The 25201-nt window shown below is 60.9% G+C and carries 26 protein-coding genes and 1 tRNA gene; 17 read left to right on the top strand and 10 right to left on the bottom strand.

The genetic code is table 11. The features are described 5' to 3' along the window. The coding region (locus K9B37_RS10805; protein ID WP_224313072.1) for a TOBE domain-containing protein at window positions 1–314 on the top strand (314 nt) is incomplete at its 5' end. Window positions 315–1292: 978 nt separating this feature from the next. On the opposite strand, the gene K9B37_RS10800 is transcribed toward K9B37_RS10805, so the two are convergent. The 3 genes from K9B37_RS10800 to K9B37_RS10795 all read right to left on the bottom strand — a co-directional run bounded on the left by K9B37_RS10800 (window position 1293) and on the right by K9B37_RS10795 (window position 2090). Continuing rightward, entirely contained in the window at window positions 1293–1541 is a 249-nt protein-coding gene (locus K9B37_RS10800; protein ID WP_224313071.1) for a tetratricopeptide repeat protein, read from the bottom strand. A gap of 105 nt (window positions 1542–1646) precedes the next feature. Next, complete coding sequence (locus tag K9B37_RS24630) at window positions 1647–1781, bottom strand: hypothetical protein (RefSeq protein WP_255616528.1); 135 nt, start codon at window positions 1779–1781, stop codon at window positions 1647–1649. Window positions 1782–2000: 219 nt separating this feature from the next. Then, window positions 2001–2090, bottom strand: a tRNA-Ser gene (locus K9B37_RS10795). 200 nt (window positions 2091–2290) lie between these two features. Between K9B37_RS10795 and K9B37_RS10790 the strand changes: the two genes are divergently transcribed. After that, window positions 2291–2614, top strand: a complete 324-nt coding sequence (locus K9B37_RS10790; protein ID WP_224313070.1) for a PetM family of cytochrome b6f complex subunit 7 — start codon at window positions 2291–2293, stop codon at window positions 2612–2614. An 83-nt stretch (window positions 2615–2697) separates the two neighbouring features. Beyond that, window positions 2698–3357 carry a peptide-methionine (S)-S-oxide reductase MsrA gene (msrA, locus tag K9B37_RS10785; RefSeq protein WP_224313069.1) on the top strand — a complete coding sequence of 220 codons (660 nt, stop codon included), beginning with the start codon at window positions 2698–2700 and terminating at the stop codon, window positions 3355–3357. A gap of 146 nt (window positions 3358–3503) precedes the next feature. On the opposite strand, the gene mepA is transcribed toward msrA, so the two are convergent. Together mepA and K9B37_RS10775 are read right to left on the bottom strand one after the other, a co-directional pair. Further along, the gene (gene mepA / locus K9B37_RS10780) at window positions 3504–4415 is read right to left on the bottom strand and encodes a penicillin-insensitive murein endopeptidase (RefSeq protein ID WP_224313068.1); all 912 of its coding nucleotides are present in this window, start codon (window positions 4413–4415) and stop codon (window positions 3504–3506) included. Window positions 4416–4492: 77 nt separating this feature from the next. Continuing rightward, window positions 4493–5650 carry an SDR family oxidoreductase gene (locus K9B37_RS10775; RefSeq protein ID WP_224313067.1) on the bottom strand — a complete coding sequence of 386 codons (1158 nt, stop codon included), beginning with the start codon at window positions 5648–5650 and terminating at the stop codon, window positions 4493–4495. A gap of 196 nt (window positions 5651–5846) precedes the next feature. On the opposite strand from K9B37_RS10775, the gene K9B37_RS10770 reads away from it, so the two are divergent. The 9 genes from K9B37_RS10770 (at window position 5847) to K9B37_RS10730 (ending at window position 14187) form a co-directional block, all read left to right on the top strand. Beyond that, window positions 5847–6260 (top strand): PRC-barrel domain-containing protein, encoded by a 414-nt coding sequence (locus K9B37_RS10770; RefSeq protein ID WP_224313066.1) that lies wholly within the window; start codon window positions 5847–5849, stop codon window positions 6258–6260. 236 nt (window positions 6261–6496) lie between these two features. After that, window positions 6497–7360, top strand: a complete 864-nt coding sequence (locus K9B37_RS10765) for a hypothetical protein (RefSeq protein WP_224313065.1) — start codon at window positions 6497–6499, stop codon at window positions 7358–7360. A 528-nt stretch (window positions 7361–7888) separates the two neighbouring features. After that, the gene (locus tag K9B37_RS10760; protein ID WP_224313064.1) at window positions 7889–8755 is read left to right on the top strand and encodes a DMT family transporter; all 867 of its coding nucleotides are present in this window, start codon (window positions 7889–7891) and stop codon (window positions 8753–8755) included. Next, window positions 8752–9843, top strand: coding sequence for an ATP-dependent DNA helicase (locus tag K9B37_RS10755; protein ID WP_224313063.1), 1092 nt, complete (start codon window positions 8752–8754; stop codon window positions 9841–9843). Before K9B37_RS10760 ends, K9B37_RS10755 begins: the two co-directional genes overlap by 4 nt. A gap of 118 nt (window positions 9844–9961) precedes the next feature. Next, window positions 9962–10756 (top strand): sensor histidine kinase, encoded by a 795-nt coding sequence (locus K9B37_RS10750; protein WP_224313062.1) that lies wholly within the window; start codon window positions 9962–9964, stop codon window positions 10754–10756. Window positions 10757–10778: 22 nt separating this feature from the next. Beyond that, window positions 10779–12296 carry an RAD55 family ATPase gene (locus K9B37_RS10745; protein ID WP_224313061.1) on the top strand — a complete coding sequence of 506 codons (1518 nt, stop codon included), beginning with the start codon at window positions 10779–10781 and terminating at the stop codon, window positions 12294–12296. Next, window positions 12293–12649: a response regulator gene (locus tag K9B37_RS10740; protein ID WP_224313060.1), complete on the top strand. Its 357-nt coding sequence runs from the start codon at window positions 12293–12295 to the stop codon at window positions 12647–12649. Before K9B37_RS10745 ends, K9B37_RS10740 begins: the two co-directional genes overlap by 4 nt. A gap of 77 nt (window positions 12650–12726) precedes the next feature. Further along, complete coding sequence (locus tag K9B37_RS10735; protein ID WP_224313059.1) at window positions 12727–12900, top strand: DUF1328 domain-containing protein; 174 nt, start codon at window positions 12727–12729, stop codon at window positions 12898–12900. Between the two features lie 198 nt (window positions 12901–13098). Then, window positions 13099–14187 carry a TRAP transporter substrate-binding protein gene (locus K9B37_RS10730; protein WP_224313058.1) on the top strand — a complete coding sequence of 363 codons (1089 nt, stop codon included), beginning with the start codon at window positions 13099–13101 and terminating at the stop codon, window positions 14185–14187. 44 nt (window positions 14188–14231) lie between these two features. On the opposite strand, the gene K9B37_RS10725 is transcribed toward K9B37_RS10730, so the two are convergent. Continuing rightward, window positions 14232–15068, bottom strand: a complete 837-nt coding sequence (locus K9B37_RS10725; protein WP_224313057.1) for a lytic murein transglycosylase — start codon at window positions 15066–15068, stop codon at window positions 14232–14234. Between the two features lie 145 nt (window positions 15069–15213). Here K9B37_RS10725 and K9B37_RS10720 point away from each other — a divergent pair, with 145 nt between their 5' ends. Together K9B37_RS10720 and K9B37_RS10715 are read left to right on the top strand one after the other, a co-directional pair. Further along, window positions 15214–15855, top strand: a complete 642-nt coding sequence (locus K9B37_RS10720; protein ID WP_224313056.1) for a hypothetical protein — start codon at window positions 15214–15216, stop codon at window positions 15853–15855. A 175-nt stretch (window positions 15856–16030) separates the two neighbouring features. Then, the gene (locus K9B37_RS10715) at window positions 16031–16813 is read left to right on the top strand and encodes an SDR family oxidoreductase (protein ID WP_224313093.1); all 783 of its coding nucleotides are present in this window, start codon (window positions 16031–16033) and stop codon (window positions 16811–16813) included. A 9-nt stretch (window positions 16814–16822) separates the two neighbouring features. On the opposite strand, the gene K9B37_RS10710 is transcribed toward K9B37_RS10715, so the two are convergent. Beyond that, a complete protein-coding gene (locus K9B37_RS10710; RefSeq protein ID WP_224313055.1) occupies window positions 16823–18061 on the bottom strand; it encodes an MFS transporter in 1239 nt (412 codons plus the stop codon). Between the two features lie 639 nt (window positions 18062–18700). Between K9B37_RS10710 and K9B37_RS10705 the strand changes: the two genes are divergently transcribed. Beyond that, complete coding sequence (locus K9B37_RS10705; protein ID WP_224313054.1) at window positions 18701–18976, top strand: DUF6894 family protein; 276 nt, start codon at window positions 18701–18703, stop codon at window positions 18974–18976. Between the two features lie 33 nt (window positions 18977–19009). Here the strand turns inward: K9B37_RS10705 and K9B37_RS10700 are convergent, their stop codons facing one another. The 3 genes from K9B37_RS10700 to hrcA all read right to left on the bottom strand — a co-directional run bounded on the left by K9B37_RS10700 (window position 19010) and on the right by hrcA (window position 23211). Further along, window positions 19010–19951 (bottom strand): homocysteine S-methyltransferase family protein, encoded by a 942-nt coding sequence (locus K9B37_RS10700; RefSeq protein WP_224313053.1) that lies wholly within the window; start codon window positions 19949–19951, stop codon window positions 19010–19012. Window positions 19952–20217: 266 nt separating this feature from the next. Beyond that, window positions 20218–22023: a translation elongation factor 4 gene (gene lepA, locus K9B37_RS10695; RefSeq protein ID WP_224313052.1), complete on the bottom strand. Its 1806-nt coding sequence runs from the start codon at window positions 22021–22023 to the stop codon at window positions 20218–20220. Window positions 22024–22164: 141 nt separating this feature from the next. Next, complete coding sequence (hrcA, locus tag K9B37_RS10690; RefSeq protein ID WP_224313051.1) at window positions 22165–23211, bottom strand: heat-inducible transcriptional repressor HrcA; 1047 nt, start codon at window positions 23209–23211, stop codon at window positions 22165–22167. 200 nt (window positions 23212–23411) lie between these two features. Here hrcA and rph point away from each other — a divergent pair, with 200 nt between their 5' ends. Beyond that, window positions 23412–24128, top strand: coding sequence for a ribonuclease PH (rph, locus tag K9B37_RS10685; protein WP_224313050.1), 717 nt, complete (start codon window positions 23412–23414; stop codon window positions 24126–24128). A gap of 72 nt (window positions 24129–24200) precedes the next feature. Continuing rightward, window positions 24201–25199, top strand: a complete 999-nt coding sequence (locus tag K9B37_RS10680; RefSeq protein ID WP_224313049.1) for a dienelactone hydrolase family protein — start codon at window positions 24201–24203, stop codon at window positions 25197–25199. Window positions 25200–25201: the final 2 nt, after the last annotated feature.

Genomic DNA, 25201 nt, shown 5'->3' with positions numbered 1-25201 from the left:
GCGAGGCGGGGTTTGTCGTCGGCGACCTGACCTTTCCGGTCGGGAGAATGCCGCCTGCCGCGGTGGGCCGACCGGCCTATTACGGCATCAGGCCGGAGCATTTCCATCTCTCGGATCAGGGAATTCCGGTCGAGGTCAGCGTGATCGAGCCGACCGGGTCGGAAACCCAGGTCTTCGCCCGTGTGCAGGGCCGGGACATGACCTGTGTGTTCCGCGAGCGCATCAGTGCTCAACCGGGCGAGACGATCCGCATCCAACCGGATCCCGCCCTCGTTCATCTCTTCGATAACGAAACAGGACGACGCTTGAACTGAGTTCAAGTGTGATTGTCTGGCTTACAGGGAAAGCGAAGGTCAGCCCCTGGCACGAGGCGGAAGTGCAGCGAATGCCCGTGACGCGACAATAGCCGGACTTCGGGCTAGCTACTGATTGCTTGGGGCAGCCCGCCTCGAAAGCCTAGCGCGCCCTCTTCGTGCGGAATGAGCCTGTGTCTTCCATGTCCATTCGCTGCCACGTCCCGTGTTGAGCACCGGTATGACATGACTCTTCCGGTGGTGGCTTGTCGCATCGCCGATCATGCCCTCGCTCGAGCCGCCAACTCTCTGCGCCATCTCAGGAGTGCATTCCTTCGCCTCCTGATGACGATCCAGACGATGCCGGAAGCGACAGCAACTGCAGCGCCACCCCGCCACCATCTCATGTCTAGCATTGAAAGGACGTGCCATCCGACGGGCCTGAACATTGGTTCCGCGAAGTGATCCAATAGCATTCCCGATGTAACATAGACGGCGACGGTGATCAGTCCGGCCGCAACATATCGCATATTTCCAGAGATCCTCGACAAGATGCAATGAGTCGGCCCCAAGGGCATCGTCGACGCCTAATGGTTAACCGATCCCTACCTAGCCGAGTGAATGCCAGAACCACCCATTCATGTATTGGCGGTTCAAGGCCAGCGAGCGCGCCTAACCCAGTTATAGCCGCGTCCGCGCTCATCGCTCAGCAACTCCCGGGAGGCGCGAGCACGGTAATTCACAGCCGTCGACGACGGGTCGGGATCGTGAGCGCTATGGAAATGGATCATGAACTTCGGCATTCGGTAGCAAAAGCCACCAGACCTGATTTCCCTACAAAGGGTGGGCTCCGGAACATGTCCAGAGGAAAACATTGGAATCCCTCACCGGGGAATTGAAGCAGAAACGAGCGACACTCGAGGCCGAGTTTCGGGAGGCTGAAGCCCGTGTTCGGGCGATACGCGACGACAAAGCGGCGATCGATCCGTATCTTGGACCTCAGCCGCGGTCTGTCAGGCCGGAAAAGGCCTCAAGAAGTTTGGCCGCAGCCTGCTTGGCCTGCTCCAGACGCCCAGCATTGGCGTACGCGGTCGTCAGGGGTCGATAGGCCCATGTGGCGCTCGGTTTCTCACGAAGAGCCTGTTCGATCCAGCGGGCTGCATCGTCATACTCGCCCTTACCAAAGTGCGCGCCTCCGATTCCGACGAAGGCGTTGAAGTGCATGGGACCGAGCGGACTGAGGCGCATGGATCGGTGGAAGCGCTCAATAGCCTTGCCTGCGCCTACGCACGTCTGCCAACCGCCTCTTATCAGCGCCATGCATGTAGGAAATCGGCACCATCCTAAAGCTTATCAGATGAGCGGGCCGTCGATTTCGCTGATCTTTCCCATACCAAGCTCCTGAAGCTTCCGGAGCCTACGGTCATAGATATCGCGCTTTTCGATCAGCCAATGCCACCCACCGACGCCGCTGGGCCGTGGTCTCATCCTTGGTGTCGAGCGAGCGCACAAGATGGTTCTGGCCGATCGCTGCCATGAGATGCTACGGCACCCGGAGACGAACGAGCCACCCTCCACGGCGACGTTGAAGATACTCCAAAGCGCCGCATGTCCCGGTCCAGACCGCGAAACCCGCTGACACCGTGTCACCAACGAGACTCAGGTTCTCGAGGAATACAGCTTCAATTTCAGCATATTAGGAATGGTTGGCGGAGGGAGCGGGATTCGAACCCGCGATACGGTTCCCCGTATACACACTTTCCAGGCGTGCGCCTTCAACCACTCGGCCACCCCTCCACGTCGGCCCTAAGGCCATACTGTTCGGTCCATACCTGCTTCACGAATGGAGCGATCGAACAGGACTGCCATCGGCAGAGGGCGTTCGTGTAGCTCTAAATGGATGGAAAAGGCAAGATCGAAGTTGCACGCGTTTTCCAGTGACACTTTTCCTTCCCGCAGAAACGCCCTAAAATAGCCTCCTCGTTCGGAGAGGGCCCTTGCTGAAGTTTCTGGCGCGTACCTTAGGCCTCCTGCTCGTTGCCGCAGGATTCGTTGGTTTAGTGATCGACGGGGCCCGTTCCATCGTCAACAACGTGATATCGTTTACATCGGTAGACAGTCTCGTCGGGCTCGTCATGCCTGGCGGTGTCCCGGGGCTTCAGTCCCGAGTCACGACCGGTTTGTCGCCCTGGCTGTGGGACGCGCTCTTTGTCCACCTCCTTCAGCTTCCGGCCTCCGTCACGGCGTTCTTCATAGGCGCCTTCCTGCTCTGGGTCGGGCAAAAGTCTGCGGAGCCGATCGGGTATCTTGCCGGTCGCTAGGCGGGCTCTCACGGGATGGTGACGAGGCCCGGCCTCCTACCCGCATAAATTGTTACTATATTTAGGAAAACGAAAGGCTGGCCATGTTCGGTTTCCGCAAGCGACTCGATCTTCCTACACCCTCGGAGGCCCTCCCAGGGCGTGAGATCCCTCTCCCGACGGCATCGACCCACTTCATCAATGGGCGCCCCCTCATGCCGCCCTATCCGGAAGGGTATGAGAAGGCTCTGTTCGGCCTCGGCTGCTTTTGGGGCGCGGAGCGAAAGTTCTGGCAGCTGGGCGATGGCGTCTGGATCACTGCCGTCGGATATACGGCCGGCATCACGCCCAACCCCACCTATGAAGAGGTCTGCACCGGGCTGACTGGACATAACGAGGCCGTGCTGGTGGTTTTCGATCCGCAAAAGATCTCCTATGAGGCTCTGCTGAAGACGTTCTGGGAAAGCCACGATCCGACCCAGGGCATGCGCCAGGGTAACGATGTCGGAACGCAGTATCGCTCCGGAATTTATGTATTCGATGATGGTCAGCGTCGGGCCGCAGAGGCATCGCAAAAGACCTATGGAGAAGCGCTTTCCGCCCAAGGTCTTGCCCCGATCACGACAGAGATTCTCAAGGCTGGACCCTTCTACTTCGCCGAGGATTATCATCAGCAATATCTGGCGAAGAATCCCAACGGCTATTGCGGCATCGGGGGTACGGGCGTCGCCTGTCAGATCGGCACGGGCGTCGCCGCCAGGTAAAGTTCCCTGCGTCTATGGGAGACACCCGGGAGACGCAGTTTTTGCCTGCTGTGATCTTGTCCGTTCGGCACTGGACAATCCCGAATTGCGGTTGAACACCGTGCCCAGACGCGATCCACAGCGTCCGAGTTCTCATTGAAGCAAGATCACGGTGCAGCCAGGACTCGACGGCACTCGACGGGAAGCTGAGCCACCGTCAGAGGCGGGCGTGGCTTTCCAGGCTTCGGGTGAAGCATTTCCGGCGTGAACCACTGCGCAAGCTCCGCCCCGCAGCCGTCGCCTGGCGGGGGCGGATCCTGATCGGCGCACCCTGAGCTCCCGTTGGGGCATGCGATCCGGACGTGAAAATGATAATTGTGCCCGAATGTCGGTCGGATTTTCCGCAGCCAAGCGCGATCCTGTCCCGCTTCGCGGCAGAGCGCCTTCTTGATGGCAGGGTTCACGAAAACGCGGGCGACGTCATGCTCCATCGCGGCCGTGCGAAGCAGGGCGGTATGTTGCGGCGTCCAAGTCTGAGGATCGATATCGAGACCGTCCGGGCGCACCACGTTCGTGGCGGACATTTCTTCGCGCTCCGCACGCGAGAGACGTCGCGAAGGCATCGGCGTGAACCATAGGTCCGCGTCGAGGCCGATCTGATGAGACGCATGTCCTGTGATCATGGGCCCGCCGCGTGGCTGCGAAATGTCCCCGATGAGCAACCCTGGCCAGCCATTGATGCGCGGAAGCTTCGCCGACAGGTGCTGAAGGAATGCGATCAGGTCAGGGTGTCCCCAGTTACGGTTGCGCGACAACCGCATGACCTGCCACGTATCGCCGTCGATAGGAATGGCTGTGGCTCCGGCCAGACAACCGCGAGCGTATCCGCCGATCGAGTGAGGGGGCATCGCGGCCGGTTTGTCCCGACGGCCGAAGAGTTCCTTCGCGGCGAGAGCAGGATCATCAGGGTGCGCGAGCGCCGGCAGCGGCTTGGGGTCGAGCGTTCCCCGGTCCTGGGCTCCGACAGCAGCGGGGAGGCAGAGCAAGAGGCTCAGAACGATTCTCCGAATCAGCGACATGAATGAAAGGCTAGCGCGCCGTTGCGTTCTCTGGAACGGCTGTGCCGCCTTCCTCCGACGGCTTGTCTCATCGTCGCTCAATGGTGAGGTTGAGGACGAGCGCCGGGTTGGAGGCGCCTGGACATGTGGCCGGGCCCCATGGAAGGCTGGTCGTGCCCGTCTCCTATGTGACGCCTTACAGCGTAATAATGCGGGGCTGGACGGCGACGGAGCCTGCGTGGTCTCGACGTGAAGGGCATGAGGAGGGCTGCTGCAGCCGCGGCGGCGATCCCCACCAGAACGGCTACCGTGACGGCCGGATGGATCTGCGCCTCGAGGAAGAGACTGGTCTTGCGTGGCTCTCGCGGCAGGGACGAATAGACATCTCCATCCTCACGTGCGCGATAGAGGTTGTCCCGCATCTGCGGACGCTCCCGATGATGGGTCGTCTGGGCCGCATATCCTGTCCACTCCATGGCGCGATCCACCATGCGCGGGGCGACTTTACCCATAGCCCCCAAGGCCCATCCGCCGAATCCAATCGTGAGTTCCCGTCTCTTGTTCTCTGCAGCAAAAACGATCGCTTTTGCGACGAGACCGGGATCATAAACAGGTGAGGGAACGGCAGCTTCGGCACCCAAATAGTTTCGCGCGTGCTCCACATAAGGCGTGTCGATGGAGGAGGGTTTTATCAGCGTCACCCATACGGGTGCCCTCTCATGTTCGAGCTCCATCCGCAGGCCGTCGGTAAAGCCTTTCACTGCATGCTTGGAGGCAGAGTACTGCGTCTGGAGCATCATGGTCCGCTCGGAAAGAACACTTCCCAGATTGATGATGGTGCCGCCTCGTCTACGCAGGTGCTGTGTGGCGATCAGTGATCCGTTGACGACACCCCAATAGTTCACTTCGAAGAGCTGGCGCTGGTCCTCCAAGGGGATCTGATCGACAGTTCCATAGAGAGCCACCGCGGCGTCGTTGATCCAGGTATCGAAGCCGCCAAACGTGTCGATGGCTGTTCGGGCCACCCGCTCCAGATCCTCGCGTTTGCTTACGTCGGCAGGAACGGCAACGGTGCGGGTACCATGCCGGTTCAAATCTTCCGCGATCTGCCCCAGGGCGCTCGCGTTCCGGGCGGCAAGCACCAGTCCTCGTGCGCCCCTCTCTGTGAGCAGTCGAGCCGTTGCCAAGCCGATGCCGCTCGATGCGCCGGTAATCACGACGACCTGCTCTTCGACCGGCTTCTGATGAACGTTCATCTCCGCTGCTCCTCTGCATGTCTCCGGCAAAAATGGGTCAACGTGACCCAGCTGGAGGGGTTCCAGCGACCTTCCGAAGGTGGTCGACTGACCTCTTCACGAGGCTAACGGGGTGGCCCGACGCGTCGGAAAGCGGCCGGAACCCACTTTTTCGCCTGCGCGTTGCCCTGGCATTCACGGTGAAAGGGAGAAGACGATGCAGACGACGGCACAGAGCGGCGGCGACATTCGCGAAACCCATAGTCTGATCGCCAGCGATCGGGTCGAAGGTACGCCCGTCCGCCGCAGCGATGGTGAAAAGATTGGAACGATCGAGCGCGTGATGATCGACAAGCGATCAGGAAAGGTGGCTTACGCGGTCATGAGCTTTGGCGGCTTCATGGGGCTGGGAGAGGAGTACTACACGCTTCCGTGGGGAGTCCTGAGATACAACACCGAACTGGATGCCTACGAGTTGAACCTCTCCGAGGACCAGCTTCGCGGCGCGCCTCGACGCACGGCGGATGGGCATGATGCGTCTTATGACCGGGAATGGGAGGAGCACGTTCATCGCTATTACAACGCGACGCCCTATTGGAACGAAAACGACCCGTTGAGTGGCAGCCGCTGATTACCGCTCTCTCGATAGATCGCTCCAAACGACAATCGCCCGGCTTTCGCCGGGCGATTTTTTGCCAGTGTAGCGGGTGGCGGGGGATCCCCCATCCGCTGCTCAGAGCAGGATAGCCTTAGCGCTTCGACTTCGTCGAACGGCTGCGCGAGGCAGACGAGCGCTTCGAGCCGACGGCACGGGACTTTTTCGTTGCGGACGTACGGCTCCGTGCGGCAGCGGCGCGAGCCGGTGCCTTGCTCGTGCTGCGGGACTTCGCGGCCGAGCTCTTGGTTGAACGCTTGGCTGCCGTGCGTGCCGGAGACTTCTTGGCGGCCGAACGGGCCGAAGTCTTCGTGCTGCGAGCGGAGCTGGAGCGTGTCGTCCGGGCGCGAGAAGCAGCGCTCTTCGCTGCTGTCTTCTTGGCGCCGCGAGCGGTGGACTTCGCCGCCGTCTTCTTGGCGCTGCTGCGAGCCGTCGACTTCGCTGCCGATTTGGCAGGAGCCTTCCGGGCAGTCGAACGCGACGCCGATTTGGCAGCCGCCTTCTTGGCGCCGCCGCGAGCCGTCGACTTCGCCGCCGTCTTCTTGGCGGAGCTGCGGGCCGTCGACTTCGCAGCGGATTTCGCCGCCGTCTTCTTGGCGCCGCCGCGAGCAGTGGACTTCGCCGCCGTCTTCGAGCCGCTCTTGCGGGACGAGGTAGACGCCGACTTCGCGGCGGACTTGCGGGCCGTCGATGTGCCGCTCTTCTTGGCACCGGACTTTCCGCTCTTCTTGCTGGAAGAGCTGCGGCGAGCGCTGCCCTTCTTCGATTTGGTGCTGGTCGCACCAGAGTCACCCGTGAACAGCATGGTCAGCGGGTTTGACTTGTCGTCTGTCGGCATAGCCGCCTCCTTCAAGGGCCTTCGCGTGCAACCGTCACGCTTCGAAGGCAACGTCGTTATACCAAGGGGGTTCCGATTAACGGAAAGTGTAGAAAGTAAAACGAGCACATTTTCTGTGGATACTTTTCTTCGGGCGCCGCTTTCGGGCTTGCCTACGGAGGGCGAAATGCATGCTGCGAGAGTCGCCGAACGCTCATCCATGAAGGCGATCACGCTGCATTTGCGCGCAGCGCATTGATCGAAATTAAATATATAAAACAGTCACTTACATGATGTGCGATGTACATTCCGAGACTTCGGCGCGAGGTCGATCCTCTCCGTCTGAACAGGCATGATGACGATGAATGACGTCATTCATAATGTCGAAAAGTGGTGCTCGCCGAGCAGCGACAATTTTTTCGCGATTGGCGTCCCGCAAAACGCCTCATGGGCTCCTTGATGTGTACGCGGCGAAGTGAATCACATCCGACGATCGCGTCGAACCGTCGGTTTGCGGCTCGTAAGTTGTCCTCGTGAGACGACTGATGACGCATCGGAGTGCGCTATCGGCTGAGGCGGATGAACCCTGATCGTCGGACCCACTCAGCGCTGTTTCCGAAGGTCGCCGAGGCCGGGATGCCGTCGGCATTCCAGATGGCGACGCCAGGTCGCGTCCGCGAATGCTAAGCGTCGCAGGGCGACGCCGGGAAAGGCCTTCACGCCAAGCCCTTCAAGGGTTAATCCATGAGACATTCTATTCAGAAAACTCTTCCTGGTTCTTAACCCCGTGACTCACCGCAGCATTCTCGCCGTCGTATTCTGGATGACCGGTGCGCTCCTCTCCTTTTCGGCGACGGCCGTTTCGGTGCGCGCTTTGTCTCAGGTCTTTTCCGTGTTCGAGATCCTCTCGATCCGCAACGGGTCGGCCGTCGGATTGCTCCTCTGCCTCGCGGCGTTGAAGCCAGGGCTGCGCCCAAGCCTCTGGTCGCATCGCCTGAGAATCCATCTGGTACGAAACGTCCTGCATTTCGCGAGCACGGCGGCATGGGCGTTCAGCCTCACGCTTTTGCCGCTCGCGACGGTCTTCGCCCTCGAATTCACGACACCTGCATGGGTCGCGATTCTGGCGATCCCCTTTCTCAAGGAGCGCCTGACGCAGGGGCGGCTGGTCGCGGTAGTGCTGGGATTCGTTGGTGTCCTGGTCATTCTGCGGCCGGGCGCCGAGACGGTGCAACCGGCAAGCCTCATGGTACTCGCGGTGGCATTTGCCTTCGCGACGGTGGCCATCGTGACCAAGCGACTCACCGCGACCGAGAGCACGTTCTCAATCATCTTCCTCATGAACCTCATGCAGCTTCCCATGAACCTCGTGGGTGCTCATTGGGGGTTCTGGCGGCGGATCGATGCTTCGCAGGCACTGCCTCTCTTTGGGATCTGCGCCGGTGGCCTGCTCTCCCATTTCTGTCTCACGAACGCGTATCGCCACGGCGATGCCGGCATGGTCGTGCCCCTCGATTTTCTCCGCATTCCATTGATCGCGTTCGTCGGTTGGAAGCTTTATGGGGAGGCGCTCGATCCCTATGTATTCATCGGCAGTGCCTGCATCGTCGCCGGCATTATTTATTCCCTGCGTCGCGAGGCGAAATCGTCATGAGCTGGTCCCCACAACAGGACGCCGCCCTGAAGGCCGTTTCCGAGTGGCTGCAGCGCGGCGATCGCCCGATCTTTCGCCTGTTCGGCTATGCCGGCACCGGCAAAACGACACTCGCACGGCATATCGCCGAAGGCGTCGACGGCGAGGTCGCCTTCGGTGCCTATACGGGCAAGGCTGCGCTTGTCCTGCGCTCCAAGGGCTGCCGGGATGCCTCTACCATTCACTCAATGATTTATCGCTCCCGCGAATCCGACGAGGGTGGTCCGAAGTTCATTCTCAACCGCCAGAGCCAGGCAGCCAAAGCTGACCTCATCGTCATCGACGAGTGTTCGATGGTGGATGAGGAGCTCGGGCGCGATCTCCTGTCGTTCGGACAGCCGGTGCTTGTGCTGGGAGACCCCGCTCAGCTGCCGCCGGTCAAGGGCGGAGGTTTCTTCACGGAAGCTGAACCCGACGTGATGCTGACCGAGGTCCATCGCCAGGCGAAGGATAATCCCATCGTTCACATGTCGATGAAGGTGCGTGAAGGAGGACGCCTGGAGCCGGGCGCCTATGGCGAGAGCCGCATCATTCGCCGCCGCGACATCGATGCCGCCCGGGTCATGGAGACAGATCAGGTCCTGGTCGGCCTCAACAAAACGCGGCGTCTCTACAACACCCGCCTACGCGAGCTGAATGGCTATCGCGATCCCATGCCGGCGGCCGGCGAGAAGCTTGTCTGTCTGCGCAACGACAAGAGCAAGGGACTCCTGAATGGCGGCATCTGGACGATCCAAGCGCTGCGCAGCATCAGGAATGACTACCTCCGGATGGATGTCCTTCCGGACGACGATGGCCGTCGCAAGGTGGTTGATGTGAGTGTTCACAAGACCTTCTTCGAGGGCACGGAAGAGGAGATCCCCTTCGCTCTTCGGCGGGAGTCCGATGAGTTTACCTACGGCTACGCTCTCACGGTTCACAAGGCTCAAGGCTCGCAATGGGATGATCTCGTCCTATTCGATGAATCCTACGCCTTCCGCGAGAATCGCAGCCGCTGGCTCTACACCGGTCTCACCCGAGCCGCGGAGAAGGTGACCGTCGTTCTATGAGGCTTGCCCAAGCATTTCCTAAGCACGTTCTGCTCAGCCTGCTGTTGATCTCCAGGGACGCTGCCCTATCGCTTAGACCGGTGGTCGCGTCAGTGATGGCGGCATTGGTGGAGATGCCTTGTTGAAGGAAAGTCCGAAAGACCTGGAGCCCGGCAATCAGGTCGAAAGACACATCGAGGCTCTGGAGCGTGAGATCGCGGCCCTCCGCAATTCCCTTGCTGCGCGAGATGCCTTCCTTGCCGTCGCAGCACATGAGCTGCGAAATCCCATGACACCGATCCTCGCCCACGTCCAACGGTTGCGACGGCTGACCGAGGCGCCTGGCTTGGCTCAGGACGACTTGTTGCGGGGCCTTGGACGCCTGGAGAAGTTGATCGAGCACTACATCCGGCGAGCAACAGCCCTGCTCGAAGTCTCTCGGATGACTACTGGAAAGCGGAGGCTCGAGCCGGAAACGTTCGATCTTGCAGCCTTGCTGCGCGACGTGGCGGAGACGGCCGCGCCGGCGGCCCAGTATGTCGGCTCCTCGATTTCCCTCGAAGCGCCAGGCGAGCTCTGTGTCCACACCGATCCCTTGGCCATGGAGCAGATCCTCGATAATCTGGTCTCGAACGCGGTGAAATACGGCGGGGGACAGCCTATCGAGCTCGTTCTCCGCTCCACTCCCGCCCGGGTCGTCCTTGAGGTACGGGACCGAGGCATCGGGATCTCTCCTGCAGATCAATCCCGGATCTTCAGCCAATTCGAACGCGCGGTCGGTCGAGGATCGGCTGTGGGTGGTTTCGGAGTCGGATTGTGGGTCGTCGGGCAGTTGGTGGAGGCCATGGGAGCGGATATTCAGGTGCAGAGCGCACCCAATCAGGGGACGACGGTAACCCTTCGTCTTCCGCACAACAGAACGGAACGATCATGATCAGAAATAAGAGGAGCTTCCGATGAGCGACTGGCGCATCGAAAAGCTCTCAACGGGAATTGAAGGACTGGACACCATCCTGGAGGGCGGTGTCCTGCGCGGCGGCATCTATATCGTTCAGGGCACGCCGGGGGCTGGCAAGACCATCCTGGGCAATCAGCTCTGCTTCAATCATGCGGCGCGGGGAGGGCGCGCGCTTTATGTCACCCTCCTTGCCGAGACACATGGGCGCATGCTGGCTCATATCGGGCAGCTCGGCTTCTTCGACGAAGCGGCCATTCCAGACGGCGTTTCCTACCTGAGTGCCTTTCGCATTCTCGAAACGGAGGGCCTCAAGGGACTTACCGAGGCGCTACGGCGAGAAATCCGCGCGCGGGACGTCAACCTTCTAATCCTCGACGGTCTCGTTTCAGCTGAGGAAACTGCGGGGACGCCCCGCGAGTTCAAGAAATTCATTCATGAACTCCAGATACAGGCCGATCTTGCGGATTGCACCATGGTTCTCCTGACGAGCGCCGCAGCCGACCAGGGATTCGCGTCGGCGGAACACACCATGGTGGACGGTCTCATCGAATTGCGGAGCCGCTTGCGCGAGCGCCGCTCGGAGCGCGATCTGCTCGTTCATAAAATGCGAGGCGGCGGATTCCTGCGGGGCGTCCATTCCTTCCAGGTCACGGATGCGGGCATTACGGTGCAGCCCCGGATCGAGTCTCTCCTTGCTACGCCGAGCCAGCCTCCGGCTGTCGATGGTCCGATGCTGTCCACCGGCATTCCCATGCTCGACGACATGCTCGGAGGAGGACTGCACCGCCACTCCGCGACGTTGATTATGGGACCGGCCGGTTCCGGCAAGAGCACGGTCGGCCATCATTTCCTTGGGGCTCAGGACGAGCCCGGCCTCTTTCTGAGCTTCGACGAGGATCCGGAATCGATACGCTTCAAGGCACGCCATCTCAGCCTGCCTGTCGCATCGCTTTACGAGAATGAGCAGGTCGAGATCCTCTGGCAGCCCTCGACGGAGGGGATTTTCGATGAGGTCTGCCTCCGACTCATCAAGTGTGTTCGCGCGCGGGGCGTGAAGCGCATCTTCATCGACGGACTGAACGACTTCGTTCAGATGACCGGAGAGCAGAACCGCATCGGACCCGCTCTTACGGCTCTCACCAATGAGTTCCGTGCTCTCGGCGCCACGATGCTCGGCACCTTTGAACTCGACTTCAACGGGATCGTGCCAGGGCAACCTCTCACAGGGCTCCCCATCCTCGGAGTGTCGCCGATCGCCGAGAATATCGTCGTGATGCGCTTCGCCGCTCTTGGTGCCGACATTCACCGTCTGATGGTTGTCCTCAAGGCCCGGGACAATGCCATCAGACCCGCCTTCAGGTACTACGACATCACCGCCAGCGGCATTGATATCGATAGGGATTCCGTTCGCGCTGACAGAATCTTGCACGAGCTGATCCGCACCGGCGGGGCCGCGTCTGCATCCAGCGGCATTGCACCTTTCGCTCCCGATCAGCCATCGGGAGGCGGCACTTGAGGACGATTCTCGTTGTCGACGACGAATGGGCTATCGCCGAAGTTCTGGAGGCCCTCCTCGGAGACGAAGGCTACCGGGTCATTGTCGCCAATAACGGCAAACAGGGTCTCGAACGCCTGGCCGAGTGGCGCCCGGACCTCATCATGCTCGACTTCATGATGCCGGTCATGGACGGACCTGCGACCTTCGCAGCGCTGAAGGCTGATCCGAAGACAGCGAGCATTCCAATCATTCTCATGAGCTCTTTGCCTGAAGAGACGGTTGCTCAACGCTGCAGCGGCTATGACACCTTCCTCCGTAAGCCCTTTCGGATCGCTGCCGTTCTGGAAGCCGTGAACAAGGCTCTGGGGTAATGCCGATATTCAACGGAACTTGAACGGCCTCAAGACTTTATGTCTATCGAGCCGCCATCTTCCGGAGAGTTGAAGCCATGCTCAAGTGGGCCCTGATCTTCCTCGTGATTTCTCTTGTCGCGGGCGCTTTGGGCTTCACGGGAATCGCCTCTGGAGCCAAGACCATTGCCAAGGTGCTTTTCGGGCTCTTCCTAATTCTTTTCATCATCCTGATTCTGCTGGCCTGGAGCGCCGGCGAGATGATGCTCTAAAACTGCGTCTCTATCATCGCGCTCACATTGGGCACATGCATGCGCTGAGCGCATGAACTCCCTGCTCTGCGGGGGATGTGTCTTTTCGCCCTGCCCATTAAGAGAGGTCCAGCACGAACAAATGCGTTTCCGAACGGATTCTTGAAAGGATCTGTCGTGAGGCGCCAAACCAAGAACATTTTTCGAAAGGGCTCTGCCATGAAACGTCGCACCTTCCTTCAGGCCGCCACGGTCGGAACCGCCGCAGGTGCCGTGGCCATGCCGGCCATCGCCCAGTCTGCACCCGAAATCCGTTGGCGTCTGACGTCAGGCTTTCCGAAATCGCTCGATACGTTGTTCGGCGGCGGCGAACTCCTCGCGAAGTACGTCTCTGAAGCGACTGACGGCAAATTCCAGATCCAGACGTTCGCAGCCGGCGAGATCGTCGGCACGCCACAGGCTGCCGACGCGGTCGGCAACGGCACGGTCGAGATGGCTCACAGCTGCTCGTACTACTACATCGGCAAGGATCCGACCTTCGCGATTGGCACGAACCTGCCCTTCGGCCTCAACTCTCGGCAGACCAATGCTTGGCTCTATCATGGCGACGGCAACAAGCTGCTGAACGAGTTCTATTCCAAGTACAACCTCTTCGCGCTTCCGGCCGGCAATACCGGTGCCCAGATGGGCGGCTGGTTCCGGAAAGAAATCAAGACGGTTCAGGACCTAAATGGCCTGAAGATGCGCATCGCGGGACTCGCCGGGCAGATCATGGCGAAGCTCGGTGTCGTGCCGCAGCAGATCGCCGGAGGAGATCTCTACCCGTCGCTGGAACGCGGCACCATCGATGCGGCTGAGTGGGTGGCCCCTTACGACGACGAGAAGCTCGGCCTCAACAAGGTCGCGCCCTACTACTACTATCCGGGCTTCTGGGAGGGAGGTCCCGCGATCCACTTCTTCATCAACCTGGAAAAGTGGAACGCACTGCCGAAATCCTATCAGGCCGCCGTCCAGGCGGCCGCAGGTTATGCCAACGTCGATACGCAGGCCAAATACGATGCTCGCAATCCGGCCGCCCTACGCAGCCTGATCGGAGCAGGTGCCCAATTGCGTCCATTCTCATCGGAGATCATGGACGCCGCCTACAAGGCAGCCAACGAAATCTACGATGAGCTCGCCGCATCGAACCCGAACTTCAAGAAGCTTTACGACAGCTACAAGGCCTTCCGCGGCGAGGAATATCTTTGGTTCCAGGTTGCGGAATACGCCTACGACAACTTCATGATCCGAGCGCGCGCTCGCGGCTGATAAGGTCAAGGGCGGATGCGCTTAGGCATCCGCCTTTTTCAGCGCTACTGACCGACATCCTCGGCGGATACGTCGCGATTGGCGAGCTTGGAAGCGAAATAGGCAACCGTCTGCGAATAGACCTGGGACTTGTTCCACTGCCTCAACGCTTCGAAATTGGGCGAGCCCGGAGACCAGTCAGCTCCGCGAACCCAGCCGTGGCTCTTGAGATAGTTGGCCGTCGAAGCCAGTACGTCGGCCGGACTGTGGAGCAGATCGGCCCGCCCGTCGCCGTCGAAGTCGATCGCATACTTCACGTAGGATGAGGGCATGAACTGTGTCTGGCCCATTTCTCCGGCCCAGGCGCCCCGCATCTCGGCTGGCCTCAAATCACCTCGCTCAACGATGCGCAGGGCATCGAAAAGATGGGCCTGGAACATGTCCGAGCGTCGGCAATCATAGGCGAGAGTGGCGACGGAGCGGATCGTCGCCATATTGCCCTTCACGGCGCCGAAATCGCTCTCAAGGCCCCAGATTGCCACGAGGATCGGTCCAGGAACACCGAATTGCTGCTCGATCCGGGCGAGTGTACCCGCATGCTTGCGCAGAAGGGCGCTGCCCATCTTGAGGCGGTAGGACGATACCATGCGGCCTGCGAATTGCTCGAAGCTCTGCTTGAAGACACCCTGGCCGCGATCTTTCCTGATGACGTTCTGATCGAAGGTCACACCGGCGAGGCCCGCGTCCACGGCACCGGCTGAAATTCCCTGCTGGATCGCTTCCTGCCGGATGTCGCCGAGCCATTTCTCGAAACCGGCCGGATCGCGGCAAGTGGCCGCGAAGGCCTGACCGGCCACGACAAGACCTGCTGCGAGCATCGATAGGCGCATCATCGCCGACATCAGGGTTCTCCTATTTTCGCCAAGTTTCGTCCTCACCAAGTGTCTGGCGAGGTAGGGCTGGAACAAGGCAACTCAAGAGGATGCCGAACCAGAAGCGCGACCGCGCGTTGAGAAGACGGAGGATTCCCTGTTTCCGGAGATTTCCATGGCACTCGGGATGCGTTTGGCTGGATGGCGGCTCGGGTTGACATGCGCCCTGGTGTTTCTGGCAGCTTCTGCAACAGCCTCCCGCGCATCTTTGCGCCCTGCAGTCGATTCTCCCGCAATCATCCTTCGTTTCGATCCCGTTGCCGACGAGACCCGCATCGCCAACCGTGTCGGCGACGGCCTCTGCGTGGCACTCGTTCTGCCGCAGAAATGGGCTGTCGAAGCCGGAGACGATCTACGCACTGTCCTAAGGGATTCAGACGGGGCCGAACTGGAAGCCGTTCTGCGGCCTGCCCGCGAGGTGCGCGACCTTCCTCAGTCGGATCTCGCGAGCCAGGACGCCGCATTCCTTCAGCGAGATCATGAGGGCCTCTTCGGCCGGCCCGCTCAGGCTGCGACGCTGGCTTCGCTCTCAGCCGGCATCAAGCGTTGGACCGCGACATGGATCGATGCCAGCTTTCCAGCGGCCTCGCGCGAAGTGACTTTAGATACCGTGATTATTCCACTCACGAACGATTGGCTGTTGGAACTTTCGCTCTCGGACGTCGAGAGTCCGTCGACCTACGAAGCGATGATCGCAAAGATCTTGTCTGGCGTAAGGCTTGAGGCGGCAAGCGCGTGCCGGCCGCAGACTCGCTGACCCCTCTGCATTTGCTGGCGGGCGCGAATACGAAATCTCTCCGTCCGACTTCGGATGCTTCCCGCCCTGACCAGGCTTCGAAACGGGAGCGGGCACGATCGGCAATCACCCGTTATTTCCGGAGATTCCTGCGGAGCAAGCTGCGCGATTTTCCGACGATCTCAGAGGAGGCATGATGGAACTCGCTGGAAAAGTGGCCCTGATCACGGGGGCCGGTTCGGGACTCGGCAAGGCCGCGGCACTGCGGCTGGCGAAGGAGGGCGCGGCCATCGGGGCCCTGAGCCGCACCGAGAGCGAAGTCAAACGGACAGTCGAGGAAATCGACCGGAATGGCGGCAAAGCATTGGCGCTTGTGGCCGACATATCGGACGAGGCTGCAATGCAGAGGGCTGTCGACACCCTCGTATCAACCTATGGACGCCTCGATATCGTCTTCGCCAATGCGGGGATCAACGGAGTCTGGGCTCCCATCGACGATCTTACGCCGGCGGAGTGGGACCGCACGGTCAACATCAATCTGCGCGGTACTTATCTCACCCTTCATTACACTATCCCGCATCTCAAGAAGGCTGGAGAAGGTGCAATCCTGATCACCTCTTCCATCAACGGCACCCGTACGTTCACGAGCGCAGGCGCGACGGCATATTCGGCGACGAAAGCGGCGCAGCTCGCGATGGCGCAGATGCTTGCGCTCGAACTCGCAAAGCATCGAATCCGCGTGAATGCCATTTGTCCGGGCAAGATCGAAACAAACATTCCCGATAATACCACCTTCCGCAATACGGAAGAGGCGATGGTGCCGGCAGCGTATCCCGCCGGCGATATTCCATTGACGGGCGGTGCGGCTGGAACGAGCGATGAAGTTGCGGAATTGGTGCTGTTCCTGGTCTCGAACCGATCGCGTCACATCACCGGCACGCCGGTATGGATCGATGGAGGGCAATCTCTGCTGATATGACAGACTGCATCATATATTCGGTACAAGTTCGGTGCCGACCGGCACCGTCGGCTCCGGCACGAAGGCCTCCTTCTGCGTCTCCGGCGGAGCCGCCCGCCGCCTGATCCGATAGACGCCCCAGCAGGCCATGAGGACTTGAGCGACCACCGTCGCATAGACCAGACCTCGCGGGCCAAAGACAGACATGGCCATTCCCGATAGAATCGGGCCTGCAGAGGATCCGGCTCCCAGGACGATCAGCAGGCCGCCGGATGCCGCGACGAATTCGCCCGGTTTGACCATGTCGTTCACGTGCGCGGTGACGATGCTGTAGGTAGGAATGACGCTGCCTCCGAAGATGGCGACACAGATGTAAAGGACCCAGACCGGCGGCTTGTCGGGAACGAAGGTCAGAAGAACCAGAAGAAGCGCCGCTGCAGTCCCCGCGGCGGCGATGATCACGAAGCGTCTGTCGGTCCGATCCGAGAACCAGCCGAGCGGCCAGGTCATGGCAAAGCCTCCGAGGGTGCCGCAGGCCATGAAGATCGCGATGCCGCTTGTCTCGAGCCCCGCCTCATGGGCGAAGAGCGGACCCAGAGCGAAGAACGACGCAGTCGTCACACCGCACAGGAAGGCTGCCACGATGCCGAACGGCGACTGCACATAGAGGCGTGGAAGATTGATCTTCGCCTCGCTTGAAGCGTGGAGAGGGGCCGTCGCACGGGAGAGTGCAATCGGTACGAGCGCCATCGAAATGATGATGGATACGATGCAGAACAAGCGGAATCCCGCGGGATCGCCCGTTGGCAGGAGAAGTTGTCCGCCGATGCCCGCGATCAGGCCCGTCATGCCGTAAAGACTTAAGATCTGACCGCGAGTCCGGTCTGTGGCAGACCCGTTGAGCCAACTCTCCACCACCATGAAGAGGCCTGCGAAGCAGAACCCGGTCAAAGCGCGAGCGGCTATCCAGACGACCGGATGCACCACGAGGAGATGAAGCAGTGCCGTGGAGGCCGCAACGGCGGCCAGTGCCGAGAAGGTGCGCGTGTGGCCAACTCTTCCGATGACGGTTCCCGCCCAAAGAGAGCCGAAGACGATCCCGACCCAGAAGGCTGCTCCGACCGCTCCGATGGCTGTCGGCGAGAAGCTTTCAATGCCGCCACGCACGCTTAGGAGAGTGCCCTGCAACGTATTGCCAATCTGCATGAGACCGTAGCCTAGAAGGAGAGCAAGCAAGGTCGGCAGAACGTTGCGTAGGGTTGCAGGCATGATAGGTCCTTTAGAGCGATGGCGGCTTTGCGTTGACGGTTTGCGCCTTCCAGAAACGTGTTCCAAATGCGGCAGGCGCTGATCAGTGAATGATCACGCGGAGGAGCATGATGGCTCTTCCGGAATGAACTCGCTCTGCAAGAGAGTGTTCCGCTGGCGCAAACGTTGCAGAAAAAGGCAATTTTGGCGAAGTCCCCGACGAAAAAGGGTGGGGCGGAGATTTGGCGAAAGCCATGATGTCGCCATAGTCCGACGCGCTAATCCGCGGCCTGAATGGCCGAGTTTGTTGTGACGATCCTCGCGTATGCCGCTGGCCGAAGGCTGGAGGGGAAGGCATGGACGCTGACGTCGACAGAAGCCACATCCCACAGGCGGAAGGGGTTCGCCTGTATGTGCGAAGGCTGCTGATCAATTGCGCGCAGCAGCAGAAGAGAGAGCGATCAGACGGAGCATGTATTTCCGTCGGAGAGTCTGCCGGGCTGCTGCGTGATGCGTCCGGTGGATTCGTTGGAGGAGTCTGCGCTCCGGGTGATTTGCAGACAACGGCAGCTTCCGAGCTTGCCGATCAACGGCAAGAGAGATTCCGATGAGTCCTCTCTCACGCCTGATTTTGCGTATCGTTACTTGTTGAGGTCTTCAATGCGTTGCTATTTCAATCTATCGAACGGTGACAGCTTTTTTGCCGATAACGATGGCGTCGAGATTTCGAGCCTGGATGAGGCTCATGGCGAGGTCCTCGATGCCATCCGTGAAACATTTCTGGATCGGGATCCCCACGCTGTCGACCTTCAGGGATGGGCGCTGGATGTCGTCGATACGACCGGGAGAGTCCTTCTGTCGATGTCTCTCGAGGAAGCCGTCGAGGCTCCCGATTTCGACCGGGGCATGGACGATCCTTTCGACTTCCTGCATTAGAGCATCCGGCTGAAAAGTGCGCCGTTCGCTGGCTCAAGCGAGACACGCATCGCAAATCGCCGTGATGTGGCGATGGGTTGTGCCGCAGCAGCCGCCCAAGACCGAAAGGTGGCGGAGCCGATGGCGCAGGCTACGATATTGCTGGGCCAGCTCGGTCGGATTGCCTGCATCGAGTTCTTCCGCCTCGTCGAGTTCGGCATGGCTCTTCGAGGATGCGTTCGCTCGCACGCCGCGAATGCGTTCGATCCACGGGCCGTCGGTAGTCAGCACATGCTCGAAATGAGTCGGGTGCGCGCAATTGATCATGTAGTAGACTGGTGAGGCTCTAGTCTCCCTGTCGGTTCGCTCGATCGCAGAGCGCAGCGTCTCTCCCGAGGCGAGCCTTCCGTCCGTCTCGACCGTGAAGGAAATCGCGACGGGAAGACCGCGTCGCTGTGCAGCCCTGGCGATACCGATGGCTTCCTCCACATAGTTCATCGTGATGGCGCTCACCATGTCGGGACCGACCGTATGGAAGGCATCGATCTGCGTCGAATGATAGCGCTCCGCTTCATCCGCGGACATGAGAATGTCAGGACGATAGCCGTCCCCTCGCGGGCCGATGACGCCGTTGATGAGAATCGGCGCCTTATCGCGTGCGCGCCGCTTCCGAAGGCTCTTCGTAAAAGCGACGGCCCGACGGTTGATGTCAGCAATCGCCTCTGCACGATAGCCGAGCTTCTCTCCCCAATCTGGATTGGCACGCCAGGTGGGAGTGTCCAAAACGAAGCCAATGCCGCGTTCGGCGGCCGTGTGCAGATAGGGAGCGAAATAGCGCTCCCACGTTTCCCGTCCCGTGCGATCGAGGAGGAGAGGAAATGCCGCAAAGCACGGGAGCGGGATGCCTTCGATGAAAACGAGCGTCGTTTCGAGCCCGCCGTCCGTCAGGAAAACTGACGCGTCGTATTGCAGCAGGAATGGCGCATCGGCAGACATGTTCGCTCTCCTCGCAAGAGAGAGAAGCAAGCCCCGACAGCCTTGTCCTTCATAGGTGAAGGATCGGTTTGGCCCTCGTTTTTGTCAACTCACCCCAATGGGACAGTCGCTCGCGCTATATCTGGATCGTATCCGCGACGACTGAGCAGGGCAGCTATGCACCGATGCCCATCTCTGGAACGGCGTGCGCTATCTCAAGATTCCCGTGACGCTGGCCGCCTGAAGGTTCACTTGCAACCCACGCCGGTCTAAGGGCCGGCGCGCCGTCAGCTGTCCATCTTCAGTGCAGCGATGAAGGCTTCCTGCGGAATGTCGACCTTGCCGAACTGGCGCATCCGCTTCTTGCCTTCCTTCTGCTTGTCGAGCAGCTTGCGTTTGCGGGAGGCGTCGCCGCCGTAGCACTTGGCGGTCACGTCCTTGCGCAGCGCGCGGATGGTTTCGCGGGCGATGATCTTGCCGCCGATGGCCGCCTGAACCGGGATCTGGAACATGTGCGGCGGAATGAGTTCCTTCAGCTTCTCGCACATGGCACGGCCGCGGCCCTCGGCCCGGTCGCGGTGCACCAGCATGGAGAGCGCGTCCACCGGCTCGGCATTGACCAGCACCGACATCTTCACCAAGTCGCCTTCACGGTAGTCGGAGATGTGGTAGTCGAAGGAGGCGTAGCCCTTCGAGATCGACTTCAAACGGTCGTAGAAATCGAAGACGACCTCGTTCAGCGGCAGGTCGTAGACCACCATGGCGCGCTTGCCGACATAGTTGAGGTCGATCTGGATGCCGCGCCGCTCCTGGCACAGCTTCAGCACCGAGCCGAGATATTCGTCCGGGGTCAGAATGGTGGCGCGGATCCACGGCTCCTCGATCGATTCGATCTTCATGACATCCGGCATGTCGGCCGGGTTGTGCAACTCGATGGTCGAGCCGTCGCGCAGCTTCAGATGATAGACCACGCTTGGCGCGGTGGAGATGAGGTCGAGGTTGAATTCGCGCTCTAGGCGCTCCTGAATGATCTCGAGATGCAGCAGGCCGAGGAAGCCGCAACGGAAGCCGAAGCCGAGAGCGGCGGAGGTTTCCATCTCGTAGGAGAAGCTTGCATCGTTCAGGCGAAGCCTGCCCATGGCGGCGCGCAGGTTCTCGAATTCGGCGGCATCCACCGGAAAGAGACCGCAGAACACCACGGGCTGCACGGGCTTGAAGCCGGGGAGCGCCGCGGCGGTGGGCTTGCGGTCATCCGTGATCGTGTCGCCGACGCGGGTATCGGCCACTTCCTTGATCGAGGCGGTGAAGAAGCCGACCTCGCCCGGGCCGAGCTGGGCCATTTCCTGCATCTTGGGGCTGAACACGCCGACCCGGTCGAGACTGTAGGAGGCGCCGGTGCCCATCATCTTGATGGTCTGGCCCTTCTTCATCACGCCGTCGACAATGCGCACGAGCACGACCACGCCGAGATAGGCGTCGTACCAGGAATCTACCAGCAAAGCCTTCAGCGGAGCCGTCTCATCACCCTTGGGCGGCGGCAGCTTCTGGACGATGGCCTCCAGCACGCCCTCGATATTGAGACCAGTCTTGGCCGAAATCGGCACGGCATCGGACGCGTCAATGCCGATGACCTCCTCGATCTGCTCCTTGATCCGGTCCGGATCGGCGGCGGGCAGGTCGATCTTGTTGAGGACCGGGACGATCTCGTGATTGGCGTCGATGGCCTGATACACGTTGGCGAGGGTCTGCGCCTCGACGCCCTGGGAGGCATCGACCACCAGAAGAGAACCTTCGCAGGCGGCCAGCGACCGGGACACCTCGTAGGCGAAGTCCACGTGGCCGGGGGTGTCCATCAGGTTCAGGATATACGTCTTGCCGTCCTGCGCCTTGTATTCGAGGCGCACGGTCTGGGCCTTGATGGTGATCCCACGCTCGCGCTCGATATCCATGTTGTCGAGCACCTGCTCCGTCATTTCCCGAGCGGAAAGGGCGCCGGTCGTCTGGATCAGACGATCGGCGAGCGTCGACTTCCCGTGGTCGATATGGGCCACGATCGAGAAGTTACGGATATTGTCGAAGGTGCGTGCGGTCATAATGCTGCAAATATAAGAACTGTCGTGGCCCCATAGCAGGGCGGCCCCCCAAAGCCAAGGGAAGTCGGTGACACGCGGCCTATCAGGCCCGCGGGCTCTCCGCTGCGACATAAGGGGCGGCGTGTGGATTTTAAGGGCGCCTTACCGTCCCTGTTCCAGGATCCGCGAGATGACCCTGGCCGTATAATCGACCATGGGGACGATCCGCGCGTAGTTCAGCCGGGTCGGGCCGATGACCCCGAGCACCCCGACGATCTTCTGGCTCGCGTCCCGGAAGGGGGCGGCGATCATCGAGGAGCCTGAGAGGGAGAACAGTTTGTTCTCGGATCCGATGAAGATCCGTACGCCTTCGCCGTCCTCGGCGCGGGTGAGGAGATCGATCACGTCGGTCTGGGTCTCCAGGTCCTCGAACAGGAGGCGGATGCGCTCCAGGTCCTCCGCCGCCTTGAGATCCTCGAGCAGATTGGCCTGCCCGCGGACGATCAATTGGCGGGAATCCGCAGCCCCGACCGTGGTCGCAAGCCCGGCCTCGACGAGCTTCGCCGTGAGCGCGTCGAGCTCGCGCTCCATGTCCGTGCGCCGCGCGGCGATCTCCAATTTCAGGTCTGCCAGGGTCTTGCTGCGGATCCGGGCGTTCAAAAAATTTCCCGCCTCCACGAGGGCGCTGGCGGGCAGGCCCACTGGCAGGTCGAGAAGTCGGTTTTCTACGGACCCGTCTTCTCCCACCAGCACCACGAGGGCCCGGGTCGGGTCGAGACGGACGAACTCGATATGCCGCAGTCGCGCGTTCGATTTCGATGTCACCACCACGCCTGCGCCGCGGGACACGCCCGACAGAAGAGCGGAGGCCTCACCGAGGGCCGTCTCCAGGGTATGTCCCGAAGCCGCGGCTCTCATCTGCGCCTCGATGCGCCCCCGTTCCTCCTGGCTGACGTCCCCGATTTCCATCATCGCATCGACGAAGAAGCGCAGGCCTATCTCCGTCGGGAGGCGCCCGGCGCTTGTGTGCGGCGCAAAGATCAGTCCGGCCGTCTCCAGGTCGGACATGACGTTGCGAATCGAGGCTGGAGAAAGGGCCATCGGCAGAATGCGCGACAGGTTGCGCGAACCCACCGGCTCGCCCGTCATGAGATAACTCTCGACGATCTGGCGGAAGATCTCTCGCGAACGGTCGTTCAATTCCGCCATGGCACGAATTTCACCGGACGCGGCGGATGGGCTTTGCCAATTCATTGCAGGCGGTCGAACCTCAACTCTCTGTCTCGCAATCTTATTATGTGAAGGGGGGTAGGCTCAAGCGCAACCCCACACGGCTCTGCCGGAGCCGGTCTCCTTGCCGATCCGGCTCAGGGTCGATATGAGCAGCTAGACCTTATGGAGACGAAACGATGCGCCCTTCCCAACGTGCTGCCGATCAGTTGCGCCCCGTGACCCTGGAGCGTGGCGTCGCCCGTTACGCGGAAGGGTCCTGCCTCGTGTCCTTCGGCAATACCCGCGTGCTGTGCACAGCCTCCCTGGAAGAGAAGGGACCGCCGTGGCTGCGCGGCACCGGCAAGGGTTGGGTCACGGCCGAATATGCCATGCTACCGCGCGCTACCCATGAGCGCACGCGCCGTGAAGTGAATTCGGGCAAGCCTTCCGGACGCACGCAGGAGATCCAGCGCCTCATAGGCCGCTCCTTGCGCGCGGTCGTGAACCTGCCCGCCATCGGCGAGCGCCAGATCGTGATCGACTGCGACGTGATCCAGGCCGATGGCGGCACCCGGACGGCCTCCATCACCGGAGCCTGGGTCGCCCTTCATGATTGCTTCACCTGGATGCAGGGCCGCTCAATCATTTCGATCAATCCATTGCGGGAGCCTGTCGCGGCGATCTCTTGCGGGATCTATCAGGGGACGCCGGTTCTCGACCTCGATTACGCGGAAGATTCAGCGGCAGAGACCGACGCCAATTTCGTGATCACCGGCTCCGGCGGGCTCGTGGAGGTGCAAGGTACGGCGGAAGGAAAGCCGTTTTCTGAGGAAGAATTCCTGAGCCTCCTGCGTCTGGCGAAAACCGGCGTGGCGCAGCTCGTGGAGATGCAGAAAAAAGTCGTCGCGTCGTAGGATATCGAGGCTTCCTACGGGCGTGGCGCGCGGCGATCGGATCTATCCTCGGAAACGCTAAGGGTGCCTGTCATGCTCCGTCTGATCTCGTGTCTCTTCCTGTTGCTGGGTTCATCGCTGTTCCCAGCCACGGCGGACGTGCTTGCTGACCTTTCCGGAGAGCCGTCCGGAGCAATTTCCTTCATGTCGATAACGCCGCGCGGCCCGACCGAACTGATGGAGGGGAGCGGCACTGCCACGGCCATTGCAGGCGCGTTGCACGTTCCCTCCGGCACCACTGCACCCGGCCCGGCGATGGTCATCATGCACGGCAGTGGTGGCATTCTTCCGGGACGTGAGGGGGCGTGGGCCCAGCGCTTGAACGAGATGGGCGTTGCCACCTTCATCGTCGACAGTTTCACCCCCAGGGGATTTGCTGCGACCGGTGACGACCAGAGCCGGCTGCCGCTGGCCGCAAGTGTGGCGGATGCTTTCGCGGCGCTCAATCTTCTTGCGACCCATCCGAAGGTCGATCCGAAGAAGATCGGTATCATGGGCTTCTCCAAGGGCGGCCAGCTTGCCCTGTACACGGCGCTTGAGCCATTTCGCCGATCGGTCGCGAAAGACGACCTTCGCTTTGCCCTGCACATCGCCTTCTATTCGTCCTGTTCCATTCCCTATCTTGCGAGCCGGACGACGCAGGCACCGATCGTCTTCCTGCTAGGGCAAGAGGATGATTTCACACCTGCAGAGCATTGTCGGCGTTACGCCGCCTTTTTCGAGAGCCATGGTTCTCCGGTGAGTTTTCAAATCTTCCCGAATGCCCATCATGGGTTCGATCTCCCGACCGACCTCAGATATTTGCCCAGAGCCCAGACGGCCCGGAAATGCGGCCTCGATATCGAACTCGAACCACGCTTGATGGCGCGGCGGTGGGACGACAATAGCTCTATCCCGCCGTCCGGCATCTCGTCTTACCTGCGCACGTGTATGGAGCGCGGTGCCTCTTATGGCGGGAATGCCGCAGCTCTGGCCTCCGCCATCGAGAGCGTTCGATCGTCCGTCACTCATCACTTGCTAGCCCGGAACTAAGC

It is taken from the genome of Microvirga puerhi, from assembly GCF_020089865.1.
Taxonomy (GTDB): Bacteria; Pseudomonadota; Alphaproteobacteria; order Rhizobiales; family Beijerinckiaceae; genus Microvirga; species Microvirga puerhi.
Note: the sequence above shows the minus strand (reverse complement) of the source record. Positions and strands in the feature narration are given on the sequence as shown.

Coding starts and splice junctions, on each gene's coding strand:
- K9B37_RS10800 (WP_224313071.1), bottom strand. CDS start 1,541: ATGCGCCTCAGTCCGCTCGGTCCCATGCACTTCAACGCCTTCGTCGGA.
- K9B37_RS24630 (WP_255616528.1), bottom strand. CDS start 1,781: ATGAGACCACGGCCCAGCGGCGTCGGTGGGTGGCATTGGCTGATCGAA.
- msrA (WP_224313069.1), top strand. CDS start 2,698: ATGTTCGGTTTCCGCAAGCGACTCGATCTTCCTACACCCTCGGAGGCC.
- mepA (WP_224313068.1), bottom strand. CDS start 4,415: ATGTCGCTGATTCGGAGAATCGTTCTGAGCCTCTTGCTCTGCCTCCCC.
- K9B37_RS10775 (WP_224313067.1), bottom strand. CDS start 5,650: ATGAACGTTCATCAGAAGCCGGTCGAAGAGCAGGTCGTCGTGATTACC.
- K9B37_RS10770 (WP_224313066.1), top strand. CDS start 5,847: ATGCAGACGACGGCACAGAGCGGCGGCGACATTCGCGAAACCCATAGT.
- K9B37_RS10755 (WP_224313063.1), top strand. CDS start 8,752: ATGAGCTGGTCCCCACAACAGGACGCCGCCCTGAAGGCCGTTTCCGAG.
- K9B37_RS10745 (WP_224313061.1), top strand. CDS start 10,779: ATGAGCGACTGGCGCATCGAAAAGCTCTCAACGGGAATTGAAGGACTG.
- K9B37_RS10735 (WP_224313059.1), top strand. CDS start 12,727: ATGCTCAAGTGGGCCCTGATCTTCCTCGTGATTTCTCTTGTCGCGGGC.
- K9B37_RS10730 (WP_224313058.1), top strand. CDS start 13,099: ATGAAACGTCGCACCTTCCTTCAGGCCGCCACGGTCGGAACCGCCGCA.
- K9B37_RS10725 (WP_224313057.1), bottom strand. CDS start 15,068: ATGTCGGCGATGATGCGCCTATCGATGCTCGCAGCAGGTCTTGTCGTG.
- K9B37_RS10720 (WP_224313056.1), top strand. CDS start 15,214: ATGGCACTCGGGATGCGTTTGGCTGGATGGCGGCTCGGGTTGACATGC.
- K9B37_RS10715 (WP_224313093.1), top strand. CDS start 16,031: ATGGAACTCGCTGGAAAAGTGGCCCTGATCACGGGGGCCGGTTCGGGA.
- K9B37_RS10710 (WP_224313055.1), bottom strand. CDS start 18,061: ATGCCTGCAACCCTACGCAACGTTCTGCCGACCTTGCTTGCTCTCCTT.
- K9B37_RS10705 (WP_224313054.1), top strand. CDS start 18,701: ATGCGTTGCTATTTCAATCTATCGAACGGTGACAGCTTTTTTGCCGAT.
- K9B37_RS10700 (WP_224313053.1), bottom strand. CDS start 19,951: ATGTCTGCCGATGCGCCATTCCTGCTGCAATACGACGCGTCAGTTTTC.
- lepA (WP_224313052.1), bottom strand. CDS start 22,023: ATGACCGCACGCACCTTCGACAATATCCGTAACTTCTCGATCGTGGCC.
- hrcA (WP_224313051.1), bottom strand. CDS start 23,211: ATGGCGGAATTGAACGACCGTTCGCGAGAGATCTTCCGCCAGATCGTC.
- rph (WP_224313050.1), top strand. CDS start 23,412: ATGCGCCCTTCCCAACGTGCTGCCGATCAGTTGCGCCCCGTGACCCTG.
- K9B37_RS10680 (WP_224313049.1), top strand. CDS start 24,201: ATGCTCCGTCTGATCTCGTGTCTCTTCCTGTTGCTGGGTTCATCGCTG.